Genomic DNA, 13,215 nt, shown 5'->3' with positions numbered 1-13,215 from the left:
GTCAGCGCTGAGTTGCACATGGCCCTGATCGAACACAGCACGCTCATTGCCGCGCCCATCGCGGAGGTCTATCGCATCTCACAGGACTATGCGGTGCGCTATGAGTGGGACCCCTTTCCTGAACGCATCGAGCTCGTCGCGGCGTCGGCTGGATCGGCTGGATCGGCTGGATCGGCTGAAACAGCTGAAGCAGCTGAAGCAGCTGAAACAGCTGGAGCAGCGGGACCTGCTGGATCTACTGGATCTACTGGACCTGCTGAATCGGCAGGACCTGCTGGGGCGGCTGGCGAGGTCGCCGTCGGCAGCCAGGTCCTCATCCGCTCGAAGCTGGGCATGGGCATGCGGGTGGCCTTCGTGCAGCTCCAGCCGCCGACCCGCGCCGCGGTGAAGATGGTCCAGGGCCCGTGGTTCCTGTCGAAGTTCGCCGGCTCCTGGGTCTTCCAGGCGCAGTCGGCGGACATCACGCTGGCACGGTTCCGCTACACGCTCGTCGCCGCACCCCGCCCGCTCCGCCGCTTGATCGAGCCGCTGGCGGCGCTGTACTTCTCCCGGGTCGTCGCGAAGCGGCTCGCCGGCCTCAAGGCCTTCTGCGAAGGCCCGGGCGGCACGGCCGGCGCACGGACCGGGCGGCGGGTCCCGGGCATGGACGATGCGCCATCGCGAGATCTGACACCTCCCACCGCCGGCCTGCCCACGGCAGCCGGCGTCAGCAAGGACTGACCCCGAAGGAACCGGCACACCATGGGCATCTGCTGCAGCATCTACCCACTCGCCTCCCAGCAGCTGGCGCAGCTGCGCGCCGACCCGCCCCTGGTCTGGCGGCTGCTGGAGCCTGAGGACGCGCAGCCCTATCTCTCAGAGCTTGCGCGCCTGCAGAAGGTCTCCTGGCGGCAGCGGCTGCAGCGGCTGCAGCTGCCCTGGCGCCCACAGGGCCGCAGCCGGGCGCCCGCCACGCCGGCCGTGCCCGTGCCGGATCTCCCCGCCCCAGCCCTGGGCATGCTGGACCTCGACAAGTCCTGGGACGGCCTGCGCCACTGCATCGGCCGCTGCGCCCCGGATGCGCCGGACTTCTTCGCCGGCGACGGCGCCATCGGCCGCATCGAGGTGGGCTACGGCCCGGCCCTCGCCGTCGACAGCGGCACCCTCGCCCGCTATGCCGCGGCGCTTCAGGGCATTGACGAGGGCAGCCTGCTGCGCCAGCTTCAGGGCTCGGACTTCAAGGAGGTCTATCTCGGTGAGCTCTGGCGCCGCCGGGATGCAGACAGCCAGGCCTATCTGCTGGAGAATTTCCGAGACCTCCACGGCTTCATGCGGCAGGCCGCCGCACAGGGGCTGGCCGCCGTGATCTGCTACAGCTAGCCGGGCCGGCCCGCACCTGGGAGCCCAAGCACGCAGGAAGACCCCATGCCACCCACCTTCATTCGACCGATCGCCCTCGCCGCGCTGGCCCTGGCCGGCGTCTGCACCTCCTGCCCCGCCCGGGCGCAGTCCGTCGATGACATGGCCTGGCTGGCCGGATGCTGGCGCGGGCATGCCGGCGAGGCCGGCACGGTGGAGCACTGGCTGGCGCCGGCGGGCGGCACCATGCTGGGCATGAGCCGGACCGTCAGGCAGGGCAAGACCGTGGAGTTCGAGTTCATGCAGCTGCGGCAGCTGCCGGACGGCACCCTGGCGCTGATGCCCCAGCCCTCGGGCAGGCCTGCGACGGTATTCCGCCTGCTGAGCAGCGGCCCTCGGGAGGCCGTCTTCGAGAATCCGACGCACGATTTCCCACAGCGCATCGCCTACGCACGGCAGGAGGATTCGCGGCTGCTCGCCAGCATCGAGGGCCTGCGCAACGGGGCACCGCGCCGGATCGAGTTCGCCTTCTCGCGGGTGGCCTGCGAGGCTGCCGCCAGCCAGCCCTGAGCCCCGTGCAGCTCCACCTCCTCACGGCGACCCTGCTGGCGCCCGCTGCCCTGGCCCTCGCCCCCCGGCGCCACCTGCGCCTGGCGCTGGCGACGGTGCTGTGCCTGCAGCTCGGCCTGCTGGCCCTGACGGGCTGCCTCACGTCCACACTGCAATGCCCCTTCAGCTGTGCCCTGCTGTACCCGGCCTGCGAGAACGCCGGGGATGGCAACGACGGCGCGCCCCTTGGCATCGCCCTGCTGGGCCTGCTGGCCTTTGGCCTGGATGGTGCCGTGCTGACCGGCAGGGCGCTGTGCCGGCGCTTGCGGGCATCGTTCGCGACGCCGCCCGGCAGGAGAACCCATGGGGCCCTCGTGGAGCGCCCATTGAACCTGCAGGGCGCAGGCATGGGGCCCGCCCGGGCACCGGCGCTGCAGGCCAAGCAGGCAGGGCTGAGGACCGGCGCCCTCCGGCCGGCACCGCGCACGGCAGGTGCTTGCGCCCGCCACCCCGCTTCTGGCATCCTGCGCTGCGGCGAACGTCGGGTTCGCCGTCACGCGGGCAAGACCTGGCACCCACCGCCTGCCCTGCGGCCCATGACCGGTGGCTGTCCAGCGCAAGACTCTGCGCAAAGTCAGCACAAGTGCCAACACAAGGGAGACGCCATGTCCGGAGGAAACTGGAAGGAGCTGTTCCACGCGGCCTGCAGCGGGGATCTGGCCCTGGTCGGCTATCACACCCGCAACGGGGTGGACCTCAACTACGCCCATCCGGAGTTCCTCGGCACGCCGCTGGTGGCCTGCATCCTGGCCGGGCAGGAGGCGGTAGCGCTGTACCTGCTCGAACAGGGCGCCGACCCTCGGCTGCGTTCCGAGTTTGACGGCGCCACGCCGCTGCAGGCGGCCCGCCGGGCCGGCCTGGCCGGCGTGGAGCAGCGCCTGCTGGCGATGGGCGTGCAGGAAGACCCGCCCGCCGCGCCCGCCCGCCAGAGCTTCGGCCGCTGGCTGCTGCGCCGGGCCGGCTTGGCGGCCTAGGCTCGCACGACCTGTCTGCAAAGGCTGGCGGGTCTGCAGCCGGAGCGAGGCACGCAAGACCTGACCCTCCCTGGGCGGGACCGCCGCCCCATCTTTCCACGAGCTCTTGATCCAGGAGGCCCCTTGAGACACCTCGCCGTGAGGATGCTGTGGGCCGCCGCCCCCGGGCTGGCGCAGGGCCAGGGGGCGCCCGTGGCCGGCCTGCCTTGCGAGGGCTGCGAGTCCGTGTTCGTCGGCATGCCAGCGCAACTGGGCGCCCCGGCCCGCATCGCCCCGGCCGACGAGCCGGGCGCGCCCATGGTCATCACCGGCCGCGTGTTCAACCGCAAGGGCGAGGCGCAGGCGGGCGCGGTGATCTGTGCCTACCAGACCGACAGCCGGGACCTGTACCCCGGGCCGGCAGGAGCCCCGGACTTCGAGACCCGTCGACAGGGCCGCTTGCGCGCCTGGGTGCAGGCGGCCCTGCCGGCGGGTCTGGGTGCAGTCTGATGCCGCGGGGCGCTACACCTTCGGCACCATCCGGCCCGGCAGCTACCCGGGAGAAGACGTGCCCGAGCCCATGCATCTCCATGTGCTCGAGCGCGGCTGCGCCACCGACTCCATCGGCGACCTGATGTTCACGGACGATCCCAAGCTCACCCCCAGGCAGGCCTGCCGCATGGACAGGGACAGGGGCCGGGGCGGCTCGGGCCCCTCGCGCCCGCTCATGGAGGCGGGCGTCTGGCAGATGAGCCGGGATGACGACCTCGGCCGCAAGCTCCCCGGCCAGCGGCGCCCAGCCCAGCCCAGCCCTTCTTGCAAGGAGACCCCATGTTCGACCACGTCAAGTTCGGTGTCAGCGACTACGAGGCCAGCAAGGCCTTCTTCCTTCAGGCCCTCGCGCCGCTGGGCATTGCCGCCGTCGGCGAGGGCGTTCCCAGCTACGGGATCGAACTGTGCCAGGCGGGCAGCGAGGCCTCGCTGTGCCTGCATCTGAGCCATGACAAGCCGGCGCCCCTGCACCTGGCCTTCAGCGCCGCCAGCCGCGAGCAGGTCGACGCCTTCTACCGCGCGGCGCTCGCCGCCGGTGGCCGGGACAACGGCCCGCCCGGCCTGCGCCCGCACTACCACGCGGGCTACTACGCCGCCTTCGTCATCGGCCCGGACGGGCACAACATCGAGGCCGTGTTCCACGAGCGGGGGGCCGCCTGAAGGCCTGGGGCGGGCGCCGCATGAACAGGTCCTAGGTCCGCGTGATGGACATCCCGCCGTCGACCAGCAGGGCCGTGCCCGTGGTGAAGGAGGAGGCCTCCGAGGCCAGGTACAGCACGGTGCCGGCGATTTCCTCGGGTGTCGCCAGGCGCTTCAGCGCGTGCAGGCTGCCGACATGCCGGCGCTTGTCCTCGGTGTCCGCGAGCTGCCGGCCCATGGGCGTGTCCGTGCCGCCGGGCAGGAGGGCGTTGACGCGAATGCCCTGCCCGCCGAACTCCGCGGCCAGCGCCTGCGTCAGGCCCAGCAGGCCGGACTTGCTCGCAGCATAGGCCGCCATGCCGGGGAAGCCCACCGTGTAGCCGACGAAGGTCGAGGTGAAGATCACCGAGCCCTTCCCCCGCCTCAGCATCGCTGGGACCTGGTGCTTGGCCGCCAGGAAGGCGCTGCTGAGGTTGATGGCCAGGGTCTCGTCCCAGGCCTCGCGGGTGATCGCGGGGCTCTCGCCCATCGCGCCCAGGGTGCCGGCGTTGTTGAAGGCGATGTCCAGGCCGCCGAAGGCCGACACCGCCTGGTCGACCAGAGCCTGCGCATAGGCCTCGTCCTGCACATCGCCGGCCAGGGCATGGGCCTGCCCGCCGGTACGGCGGATCTGCTCGGCCACGGCCTCCAGCCGCTCCCGGCTGCGCGCTCCCAGCACCAGGCGCGCGCCCTCCCCGGCCATGGCCAGGGCCGCGGCCCGGCCTATGCCCGAACTCGCCCCGGTCACCAGGGCCACCTTGCCTGCCAGACGTGCCATCGTTCACTCCTTTGATCTTGATTGAGGCAGGCCATGCTCGCCGCGGGCCTCGCCCGGCGCATTCCGTTTCTTGCGACCGGGGCAGGGAATCGGGCGGCTATCATCCCCGGCCAGGCCCGCGCCCCTCCTCCTGGGCTGACGCAGCCGCCTTCGGCATCGACAGGAGCTCCCGGATGTTGCACGCACGCTCAAGCCCCGCGGCCCGGCCGGCCGCTTCCCGCACCGGTCAAGGCCCTGCGGCCTTGCTGGGCCTTGCACTGCTGCTGTGCGCCGTGCAGGGCGCCCGGGCCGCAGACCGCCCCGGCTTCGCGCTGAGCTTCCACCCCGTGGGCAGCTCGGCCTTTGACGGGCCGCCGAAGATCGGGGAGCCGGGCTTCATCCCGCCCGTGGCCCTGACCATCGTTGCGCCCCAGGATGCCCGCTGCCTGGCCCGCAAGCCCGTGGGCGAGTACGAGGCCCTGATCGAGGCCGACGGCCGCGTGGCCGGCGTGCATTCCCACCATGTGCCCGTCGAGGGCGATGCCTGCGAGAAGAGCCAGCTCTTCCCCTACATCCGCCAGTGGCGCTTCGCCCCGGCCACCTGGGAGGGCAAGCCCATTCCGGTCTATCTCTGGATCGGCATCGAGGGCTCGGTCGAGTCCGTCCAGCCCAGGCGTCCGCCGCGGCGCTGAGCCCGTCGTGGAAACGACAAGGCCCCGGGCAGCACACTGCCCGGGGCCCCGACGCTCCTCTTCCTCTGCAGGCCTTGCTGGCCTGTCCTGGGATCAGTACTTGTAGCTGGCGTTCACGTAGAAGGTGCGGCCCAGCGGGTTGGCATAGCGCGCATCAAAGCCGATCTGGTTGCCGCCGCCGGAGGTGCGCAGCGAGAAGGGCGGCGTCTGGTCCAGCACATTGCGGATGCCCACGGTCAGTGCGGTGGACTTCAGCAGCTGCATGCGGGTCTGCCAGTCCAGCGTGCCATAGGACTCCACGTCACGGATCACCGTGGCGTAGGCGCCCAGGCTGCCGTCGGCATTGACCACGCGCACCTTGCCGTCCGCGGCGGACTGCTCCTTGTCGTGGTAGCCGCTGCGCCAGTTCCAGGTGGCGGTGTGGCGGAACATGCCATGGCTCAGCGTGGCGCTGGCGCGCTGGATCACGCGGAAGGTCACGGTGTTGTAGGCGGAGAAGCGGCCCACCGAGTTCTCCACCGTGCCCGCGCCGTCGTCAATCTCCGACTTGAGCATGTAGGTGCCCGACCAGCTCAGCGCCAGGCGGCCCAGGCCTTCGAGCTTGCGGGCATAGGCCAGCTCCCAGTCCACGCCGCTGAAGCGCGAGCTGCCGAGGTTGTAGCTGGGCAGCAGCACAGCCAGCTTGTCCGAGCCCCGGGCCGGGTCGTAGACGGTGCGGATCAGGCTGTCATAGGCCGTGGGGTTGCCGAAGACCAGGGTCTCGGGGAGCGCGACGATCTGGTGCTTCATCTTGACCGCCCAGTAGTCCAGGCCGGCGCTGAGGCCCTTGACGGGCTCGACCTTGAGACCCAGGGTCATGTTGCGGGACTCCTCCGGCTTCAGGCCGTTGGCGCCCGACAGCGGATTGCCACCGCTGAGCAGGTCGTACTGCGTCGTGCCCTCGCAATTGACGGCCCGCGGGTCCGGTGCCTTGACCGGGCAAGGATAGGAGCCGCTGGTGTTGGTGCCGCCCGAGATGGCCTGGGTGATCAGGTCCATCTCCGGCACTTTGAAGCCCGTGCCGTAGGAACCGCGGACCAGCACGGTGTCCTGCGGCTGGAACTTGAAGGCCAGCTTGTAGGTCGCCTTGCTGTTGGCATTGCCCTGCTTGGCCGGTGCTGCGAGCTTGCCCTGGTCGTCCAGCACGATGTTGTTCTGCACGGCGCTGTAGTCGTCATAGCGCAGCGCGGCCGTGGTCTCCAGGGTCTTGGTGAGCGGCAGGGCCAGCTCGGCGAAGAGGCCCCAGTTGCGGCGGCTGGCCTCGATGGGCAGGGCGCCGGTGCCGCGCCCGAAGGCCGTGTCGGTGCCACTGTGCAGGGCATTGGGGCCCATGGCCAGGCCGCTGGGGTCGTAGTCGTACTTCCGGCGCGTCAGGTCGCCGCCGGCGCCCAGCATGGCCGGGCCTGCGGGCATGCGGAACAGCTCGCCGGACATGCGCGCGCCCACCGTGTCCAGCGCGGTGCGGGTGCTGTCGTTGCGCTCCTTCAGGATGCAAGGGGCGAAGGCGCTGGCATTGCCGCCCACCGGCGCGAAGGGGTTGAACTTGCCGCTGTCCAGCAGCGCGTTGTAGCAGCTCTGGCGCAGGTAGCCGCCGTCGTAGTAGGTGTCGGCGCGGCTGGTGGAGTGCACATAGCTGGCGCTGTAGTCGAAGTCGCGGAAGACGCCTTCCACGCCCACGGCCAGGTGGCGTGCATCGGTCTTGAAGAGGTCCGAGCGGCCGCCGGCGTCGCTGAAACGGTTGTTGGTCGTGGCCTTGCTGACGTTGGCGGGGTCGATGCCCAGCTTGGCCAGGTAGGGCTGGACGTTGGCGGCGTACAGCGGGTCGCTGAGGCTCAGCCCGATGGCCTGGGCCACCGGCGCATGGCGCTCCTTCAGCTCGAACTTGGAGGCCACGGCCTCGAAGAAGGCGCTGGTGTTCTCGTTGATCTTGACCGTGCCCGACGCGAACAGGCTGTCGCGCTTGGTGGAGGGCTGCAGCTGCACGGTGGCGGCGTAGTCGAACTGGCAGGCCTGGTCCAGGCCCACGGTGGCCAGCACGGTGTTGGGGCCGCACTTGCCGTTCTTGAGGTAGTCCGGCGAGAAGGTCAGCGCGCTGATGGCGCTGCCGCCCGGGCCGGTGATCGGGTTCTTCAGGCCCAGGGTCACCGAGGACGGCGCCGTGTTGCGGGCGGACTCGTACAGCGTGTAGGCCTTGCCCTCATGCGTGAAGGGCACGACGCCAGACCTGGCGAAGTCGCGGTCGGCCGCATTGAGCTCGTTCTGGCGCTCGTGGGCAAAGGCCAGCAGCACGTTGTAGCCGTCGACCGGATAGTCGCCAAAGCCCTTGCTCAGGTTGACGCTGCTGGAGCGGCCGCCCTGCTTCTGCGGCACCGAGACGGCAGCCTCCAGCACCAGGTTGGTCTGGTTCTTCTTCAGGATGAAGTTGACGACACCGGCCACGGCGTCAGAGCCGTACAGGGCCGAGGCGCCGTCCGTCAGCACTTCCACCCGCTCGATGGCGGCCAGAGGGATGCTGGAGAGGTTGACCGCGGAACCGGCGTTGTAGGCGGCCAGGCGGCGGCCATTGAGCAGCACCAGGGTGTAGGAGGCGCCGATGTTGTGCAGCGAGGCGTTCTGCACGCCGCCGGGGCCGTCCCCGTTGACGGAGGCGGACGACGTCTGGAAGCCCTGCATGGCGGGCAGGGCCTGGATCAGGTCCTCCACATTGCGGGCGCCCGAGCGCTCGATGTCGGCACGGGTGAGTGTCTGTACCGGCAGCGCGCCCTCGTTGGCAATGCGCTTGATCGAAGAGCCCGTGACCTCCACGCGCTCCAGCGTTTCCTGGGCGAGCACCCCTCCGGTGGCGGCCAGCCCCAGCGAGAGGAGAACGGCCTTCGTGATCAGATTTTTTTTCAAGATTGCACCTGTGTTGCACCCCGTGGTGCAGCGGTTGTTGGGCGGCGGAACGAGGGGTCCCGGCCTTGGAGCCCTGCGTGTCCCGGTGGTTCCGCCGACCTTGGCTTGGGCTTGGCTGCACAGGGACGATCTTGTATATCGTTTGTGCTTTCGTAATATATTGAATGTCGACTAACAAGATGGATAGGTGTTTTCAGCAAGACAGGCCGGGAGGCTCCGTGCTAATCGCCCGCGCGCGGCGGGCTCGGGCGGGTCGGTGGCACACTGGCCGCTCACTGAAGGAGGTGTGATGGAGACCTTGTCGACCCCGCCCACGGAAAGGCCTGCGGCCCTGGCGGCCCCCGAAGGCGCGGCGAGTGCGGCCTCGCCCGGCATCCTGGAGACCGCCCCGCTGCAGCTGCGCCCCGGCAGCTCGGCCGAGTTCGAGAAGGCCTTCGCCCAGGCCCAGGCGCTGATCGCCGCCATGCCCGGCTACCGCGGCCACGAACTGCAGCGCTGCCTGGAGCGTCCCGACCACTACCTGCTGCTCGTGCGCTGGGACAGCGTGGCCCACCATGAGCAGGGCTTCCGCCAGTCGCCCGAGTACCAGCAGTGGCGCGCCCTGCTGCACCATTTCTACGAGCCCTTCCCCACCGTGCTGCACTACGAGGCCGTGCCGGCCTGCACGGCGCCCCAGGGGGGCTTGAGCGCGCAGCGGGCGTCCCGGCACCCGTGCCCTGCAACTTCGCCCCCGCCCCTTGATCGCGACCGGACCCTACCCACCTGACGCGGTGGCCACCCCCACCGAACAGTACTCATGCCCCGATACATCGCCCTCCTGCGCGGCGTCAGCCCGCAGAACGCCAGGATGCCCGTGCTCAAGGCCTGCCTGGAAGACGCCGGCTACACCGAGGTCCGCACCCTGCTGTCCAGCGGCAATGTGGTCTTCGACGCTCGTGCCACGCCCCTGCCCACGCTGGAGAAGCGCCTGGAGAAGGTCATCGAGGCCGGCATGGGCCGGCACTTCCCGGTGATCCTGCGCCGCCAGGACCAGCTGCAGGCCTGGCTGGACGCCGACCCCTTCGCCGGCCACGCCCTGCCGGCGGACGCCAAGCGCATCGTCACCTTCCTGCGCCAGCCGCCCGAGGCGCCGCCGGCCCTGCCCCTGGTGGCGGAAGGCGTGCGCATCCTGGCGCTCAGCGAGACCCAGGTCGTCAGCGCCTACCAGCCCCATGAGGACGGCCCGCTCTTCATGCGGCGCCTGGAGCAGCTCTTCGGCCGCGAGATCACCACCCGCACGCTGGACACGGTGAAGAAGTGCCTCAAGGCATGAAGGCCTGACGCCATGAAGCGCCCCGTGCCATGCCTGCTCCTGGGCCTCCTGCTGGCTGGCGCCACCTGCGCGCAGCCCACGGAGGGCGAGGCCCTGCGCAACTGGTTCGACGATCCCTTCCTCGCCCTCAGCCGGGACCAGGCCGGCTGCCCCGAGCCCGCCGGCCCGCGTGTCAGCGAGGCCGAACGGCGCACCCAGGCCCACCGCCGGGCGGAGAAGGGCACGACCTGCTGGCTGGCCGGCGAGCCGGACTGTGCGCAGTCCAGCGCCTACCGCTATGACGCGGGCATTGCCGAGGCGCTCCGGGCCGCCCCCAGCCTGGGTGCGACACTGGCGGGCAGCAGCGTGTGGATCACGGTGCAGGGCCGGGTCGTCTATGCCGAGGGCTGCGTGCGGGATGGGGCCCAGGCCGCGGCCCTGGAGCGCCGGCTGCGCGCCCTGCCCCATGTGCAGCAGGTGATCCCCCTGCTGCGCCTGCAGGCCGGCCAGCGACCGCCCTATCGCGTCTTCCCCGGCCGCTGAGGTCCGGCAGGCGCGCGGGGCTCCAAGCCCCTTCTTGCAGCGAAGCGCAGCGGGGTCCACACTGGCCCTCGTCCGTCCCCAAGGAGCAGCTCATGGCCCTTACGCATGTCATCGCCGGCCAGCCGGTGCCCGTCCAGCCCCTGGGCCCCCGCCTCCAGGGCGCCAAGACCAGCGCGCTGTTCAAGTCCCAGGACCTGGAGCTGATCCACCTGGTGCTGCTGCAGGGCAAGTCCCTGCCGCCGCACAAGGTGGCCGGCGAGATCACCATCCATTGCCTGGAAGGCCGGCTGGAGGTCAGCGTGGACGGCCACAGCCAGGTGCTGGCGCCCGGGCAGCTGCTCTTCCTGCAGCGCAATGCCCTGCATGGCGTCACCGCGCTGGAGGACGCCTCCGGCCTGGTGACCATCGCGCTGCGCAGCGGCTGCTGAAGCCCGCCTCTCCTTGACTTGCGGCGCCCGCGCCGCCAGCCGGGCACAATGCGTGGGCTGGCCGCCCGCCTCCTGTGGCGGCCCCCGGATGCCCTCGCCATGCAAGACCCAGACCCCCATGACCAGCGCCTCACCGAGCTGGAAATCAAGGCCGCCTACACCGAGGACATGCTCGACGAGCTGAACCGCGTCATCGTGCGCCAGCAGCAGCAGATCGACGTCCTGCTGCGTGAGCTGCTGCAGCTGCGCGACCGCATGCCCGACAGCGCCGGCGGCCCTGCCCGCAACCTGCGCGACGAACTCCCTCCCCATTACTGAAGCCCCTCCATGAGCGCACCCACGCCGCAGGCCCTGCTGATCATCGACGTGCAGCAGGCCCTCTTCGACCCGCCGCCCTTCGAGGCGTCGGCCGTGATCGAGCGCATCAATGCCCTGGCCGAACGCTTCCGCGCCCAGGGACTGCCCGTCTTCCTGATCCAGCACCAGAGCGCGCAGGGCGTGCTGCAGGCCGGCTCGCCGGGCTGGGCCTTTGCCGAGGGGCTGCAGACGCGGCCCAGCGACACGGTCATCGCAAAGACCACGCCCGACTCCTATCTGCGCACCCCGCTGGAGTCGGCCCTGCGCGAGACGGGGGTGGACCATGTCGCCGTCTGCGGCTACGCCAGCGAGTTCTGCGTGGACACCACCGTGCGGCGCTCAGCGGCCCTGGGCTTCGAGGTCACCCTGGTGGCTGACGCCCACACCACCCACGACAAGCCCCATGCCGGCGGCGCGCAGATCCGGGCCCACGAGAACGCCACCCTGCCCAGCATCAGCAGCTTCGGTCCGCGCATCCGGGCCCTGCCGGCGGCCGAGCTGACGCTGTAACGCCTGTAACGCAAGGCCCTGGCCCATGAAGCCCGGACGGCCCGCGCACCCGGCCCACAATCCGGCCGTGAGCCCCGACAACCGCCCTCCCGCTTCCGATGCCAGCGCCCCGCCGCTGCTCATCGCCCTCGACAGCCAGCAGCTCACGCTGGACCCCGGCGCCGCCTCGCCCCGGCGCCTGCGCAACCGTCTGCTGCCCCGCTTGCTCGCCGCCCTGCTGCTGGCCCATGCCGAGGGGCAGGCCCGCGAGGCCCGGCCCTGCAGCCGCAAGGCCCTGCAGCAGCGCCTGGGCGACCGCGCCGAGCTGCACCGCACCCAGCTGTGGCGCGCCCTGCAGGCCCTGGACGACAGCCCCCTGCGCGGCCTGATCCGTCACGGCGCCCGCTCCGCCGGGCCCTTCTGGCTGGACGAGACCCTGCTGGCCCGCTGCCGCTGGCAGTACCGTGACGAGCTCATGGACCGGGCGGCCTGGCTCGCCCTGCTGAACCCGCCACCGGCCGATGCCCCGGCGCCGAGCCCGACCCTGGCCCGCCAGGCCCTGCCTCTGGCCTATGTGCAGGCTCTCTCCCGTGCCGACCTGGCCCTGGAGCGCGGCGAGCTCTACCCCGCCCGCCTGGCCCTGGCCCAGGCAACGGACCACGCCCCCGCGGGCGACCTGCCCGCCCAGCTCTCCCTGAGCCTGCGCCGCGCCCGCATCGCCCGCCGCCTGGGCGACTGGGCCACGCTGCAGCAGGAGCTGCGCACCCTGCGCCAGGGCCTGGAGCAGCCCGGCCTGCCCCTGGGCCAGGCCCGGCAGATCGGCTGGCGCCTGGTGGTGCTGGAGGCCTGGCATTGCCATGGCAGCCTGGGCGAGAGCGCCGTGGCCCTGCAGAAACTCGCCCGGCTCGATGAGCAAGACCTGGCCCTCGATGCCGGCCTGCTGGTGGACTACCTCAATCTGCGCGGCATGGCCGGCCGCGAGCTGGCCCTGCAGGCGGCATCGCCCGAGCAGGCGGGCGCAGCACTGGAGGACCTCGCCGCGGCCCTGCGCCAGGCCAGCCTGGCCGGCCTGCCGGATGCGCTGCAGGTCAGCGCCGCCAACCTGGCCAATGCCCTGTGCCTGCTGCAGGGCGCCGGCCTGCTGCCGCCGCAGCGCGGGGCCGAGGCCTGGGGCTGGCTGCTGCTCAGCGAGAGCGTCTGCGAGCGCTGGGGCCTCGCCCGGCATTCGCTGCTCAACACCATCTTCCTGCTGCGCATCGCCGAGCAGCAGGGCTGGAGCTTTGCCCAGGCCCAGCAGCGCGCCGAGGCCGAGGGCCTGCCCCTGGCCGGTGACAGCTTCCGCAGCCTGGCCGCCGAGCGCTGGGAGGCCTGCCGGCGCCTGCACTCCCAGCTGCCGGCCGAGCAGCGCTGCGCCTTCCTGCTGCTGTGGGCCCGCCATGCCTGGCGCGAGGGCGATGCCCTGTGCGCCGCCGAGCTGGTGCAGCAGGCCCGCCACCACGGCCGCAAGCTGCGGGCGCAATCCCAGCGCGAGCGCTACGAGGGCGAGGCGCACCAGCTGCTGGCCGCCCTGGGCCTGCCCGCGCAACAAGCGTAA

The 13,215-nt window shown here is 71.3% G+C and carries 15 protein-coding genes and 1 pseudogene; 14 read left to right on the top strand and 2 right to left on the bottom strand.

The features are described 5' to 3' along the window. The first annotated feature begins 18 nt into the window (after window positions 1-18). The 6 genes from ABDJ40_RS11490 to ABDJ40_RS11465 all read left to right on the top strand — a co-directional run bounded on the left by ABDJ40_RS11490 (window position 19) and on the right by ABDJ40_RS11465 (window position 4,112). Window positions 19-720: a hypothetical protein gene (locus tag ABDJ40_RS11490; protein ID WP_347609777.1), complete on the top strand. Its 702-nt coding sequence runs from the start codon at window positions 19-21 to the stop codon at window positions 718-720. Window positions 721-741: 21 nt separating this feature from the next. Further along, window positions 742-1,359, top strand: coding sequence for a DUF1877 family protein (locus tag ABDJ40_RS11485; protein WP_347609775.1), 618 nt, complete (start codon window positions 742-744; stop codon window positions 1,357-1,359). Between the two features lie 45 nt (window positions 1,360-1,404). Continuing rightward, window positions 1,405-1,908: a DUF6265 family protein gene (locus ABDJ40_RS11480; RefSeq protein ID WP_347609773.1), complete on the top strand. Its 504-nt coding sequence runs from the start codon at window positions 1,405-1,407 to the stop codon at window positions 1,906-1,908. Window positions 1,909-1,913: 5 nt separating this feature from the next. Further along, window positions 1,914-2,921, top strand: a complete 1,008-nt coding sequence (locus tag ABDJ40_RS11475; protein WP_347609771.1) for an ankyrin repeat domain-containing protein — start codon at window positions 1,914-1,916, stop codon at window positions 2,919-2,921. 123 nt (window positions 2,922-3,044) lie between these two features. Further along, complete coding sequence (locus ABDJ40_RS11470; protein WP_347609769.1) at window positions 3,045-3,410, top strand: peptidase associated/transthyretin-like domain-containing protein; 366 nt, start codon at window positions 3,045-3,047, stop codon at window positions 3,408-3,410. Window positions 3,411-3,731: 321 nt separating this feature from the next. After that, a complete protein-coding gene (locus tag ABDJ40_RS11465) occupies window positions 3,732-4,112 on the top strand; it encodes a VOC family protein (protein ID WP_347609767.1) in 381 nt (126 codons plus the stop codon). Between the two features lie 31 nt (window positions 4,113-4,143). Here the strand turns inward: ABDJ40_RS11465 and ABDJ40_RS11460 are convergent, their stop codons facing one another. Next, window positions 4,144-4,908: an SDR family oxidoreductase gene (locus ABDJ40_RS11460; protein WP_347609765.1), complete on the bottom strand. Its 765-nt coding sequence runs from the start codon at window positions 4,906-4,908 to the stop codon at window positions 4,144-4,146. Between the two features lie 173 nt (window positions 4,909-5,081). Here ABDJ40_RS11460 and ABDJ40_RS11455 point away from each other — a divergent pair, with 173 nt between their 5' ends. Next, the gene (locus ABDJ40_RS11455; RefSeq protein ID WP_347609763.1) at window positions 5,082-5,579 is read left to right on the top strand and encodes an energy transducer TonB; all 498 of its coding nucleotides are present in this window, start codon (window positions 5,082-5,084) and stop codon (window positions 5,577-5,579) included. A 93-nt stretch (window positions 5,580-5,672) separates the two neighbouring features. On the opposite strand, the gene ABDJ40_RS11450 is transcribed toward ABDJ40_RS11455, so the two are convergent. Further along, entirely contained in the window at window positions 5,673-8,513 is a 2,841-nt protein-coding gene (locus tag ABDJ40_RS11450; protein ID WP_347609761.1) for a TonB-dependent receptor domain-containing protein, read from the bottom strand. 373 nt (window positions 8,514-8,886) lie between these two features. Between ABDJ40_RS11450 and ABDJ40_RS11445 the strand changes: the two are divergent. From ABDJ40_RS11445 to ABDJ40_RS11415, 7 genes and pseudogenes are all read left to right on the top strand, one after another. Beyond that, window positions 8,887-9,168: pseudogene (locus ABDJ40_RS11445) on the top strand (antibiotic biosynthesis monooxygenase family protein); the annotation flags it as partial. Window positions 9,169-9,309: 141 nt separating this feature from the next. Next, a complete protein-coding gene (locus ABDJ40_RS11440) occupies window positions 9,310-9,825 on the top strand; it encodes a DUF1697 domain-containing protein (protein WP_269629988.1) in 516 nt (171 codons plus the stop codon). A 24-nt stretch (window positions 9,826-9,849) separates the two neighbouring features. After that, on the top strand, window positions 9,850-10,347 hold the full coding sequence (locus ABDJ40_RS11435; RefSeq protein WP_347609758.1) for a BON domain-containing protein: 498 nt from the start codon (window positions 9,850-9,852) through the stop codon (window positions 10,345-10,347). A 92-nt stretch (window positions 10,348-10,439) separates the two neighbouring features. Further along, the gene (locus ABDJ40_RS11430) at window positions 10,440-10,775 is read left to right on the top strand and encodes a cupin domain-containing protein (protein ID WP_347609756.1); all 336 of its coding nucleotides are present in this window, start codon (window positions 10,440-10,442) and stop codon (window positions 10,773-10,775) included. Window positions 10,776-10,874: 99 nt separating this feature from the next. Further along, a complete protein-coding gene (locus ABDJ40_RS11425) occupies window positions 10,875-11,093 on the top strand; it encodes a SlyX family protein (RefSeq protein WP_347609754.1) in 219 nt (72 codons plus the stop codon). Window positions 11,094-11,102: 9 nt separating this feature from the next. After that, a complete protein-coding gene (locus ABDJ40_RS11420) occupies window positions 11,103-11,642 on the top strand; it encodes a cysteine hydrolase family protein (RefSeq protein WP_347609752.1) in 540 nt (179 codons plus the stop codon). Window positions 11,643-11,709: 67 nt separating this feature from the next. Then, on the top strand, window positions 11,710-13,215 hold the full coding sequence (locus tag ABDJ40_RS11415; RefSeq protein ID WP_347609749.1) for a hypothetical protein: 1,506 nt from the start codon (window positions 11,710-11,712) through the stop codon (window positions 13,213-13,215).

It is taken from the genome of Roseateles flavus, from assembly GCF_039872765.1.
GTDB lineage: Bacteria > Pseudomonadota > Gammaproteobacteria > Burkholderiales > Burkholderiaceae_C > Roseateles_B > Roseateles_B flavus.
This window is presented reverse-complemented; position numbering and strand designations above follow the sequence as displayed.

What these genes read in the sequence shown, in the direction of transcription:
- ABDJ40_RS11490 (WP_347609777.1), top strand. Translation starts at nt 19, where the DNA reads ATGGCCCTGATCGAACACAGCACGCTCATTGCCGCGCCCATCGCGGAG.
- ABDJ40_RS11485 (WP_347609775.1), top strand. Translation starts at nt 742, where the DNA reads ATGGGCATCTGCTGCAGCATCTACCCACTCGCCTCCCAGCAGCTGGCG.
- ABDJ40_RS11480 (WP_347609773.1), top strand. Translation starts at nt 1,405, where the DNA reads ATGCCACCCACCTTCATTCGACCGATCGCCCTCGCCGCGCTGGCCCTG.
- ABDJ40_RS11465 (WP_347609767.1), top strand. Translation starts at nt 3,732, where the DNA reads ATGTTCGACCACGTCAAGTTCGGTGTCAGCGACTACGAGGCCAGCAAG.
- ABDJ40_RS11460 (WP_347609765.1), bottom strand. Translation starts at nt 4,908, where the DNA reads ATGGCACGTCTGGCAGGCAAGGTGGCCCTGGTGACCGGGGCGAGTTCG.
- ABDJ40_RS11455 (WP_347609763.1), top strand. Translation starts at nt 5,082, where the DNA reads ATGTTGCACGCACGCTCAAGCCCCGCGGCCCGGCCGGCCGCTTCCCGC.
- ABDJ40_RS11440 (WP_269629988.1), top strand. Translation starts at nt 9,310, where the DNA reads ATGCCCCGATACATCGCCCTCCTGCGCGGCGTCAGCCCGCAGAACGCC.
- ABDJ40_RS11430 (WP_347609756.1), top strand. Translation starts at nt 10,440, where the DNA reads ATGGCCCTTACGCATGTCATCGCCGGCCAGCCGGTGCCCGTCCAGCCC.
- ABDJ40_RS11425 (WP_347609754.1), top strand. Translation starts at nt 10,875, where the DNA reads ATGCAAGACCCAGACCCCCATGACCAGCGCCTCACCGAGCTGGAAATC.
- ABDJ40_RS11420 (WP_347609752.1), top strand. Translation starts at nt 11,103, where the DNA reads ATGAGCGCACCCACGCCGCAGGCCCTGCTGATCATCGACGTGCAGCAG.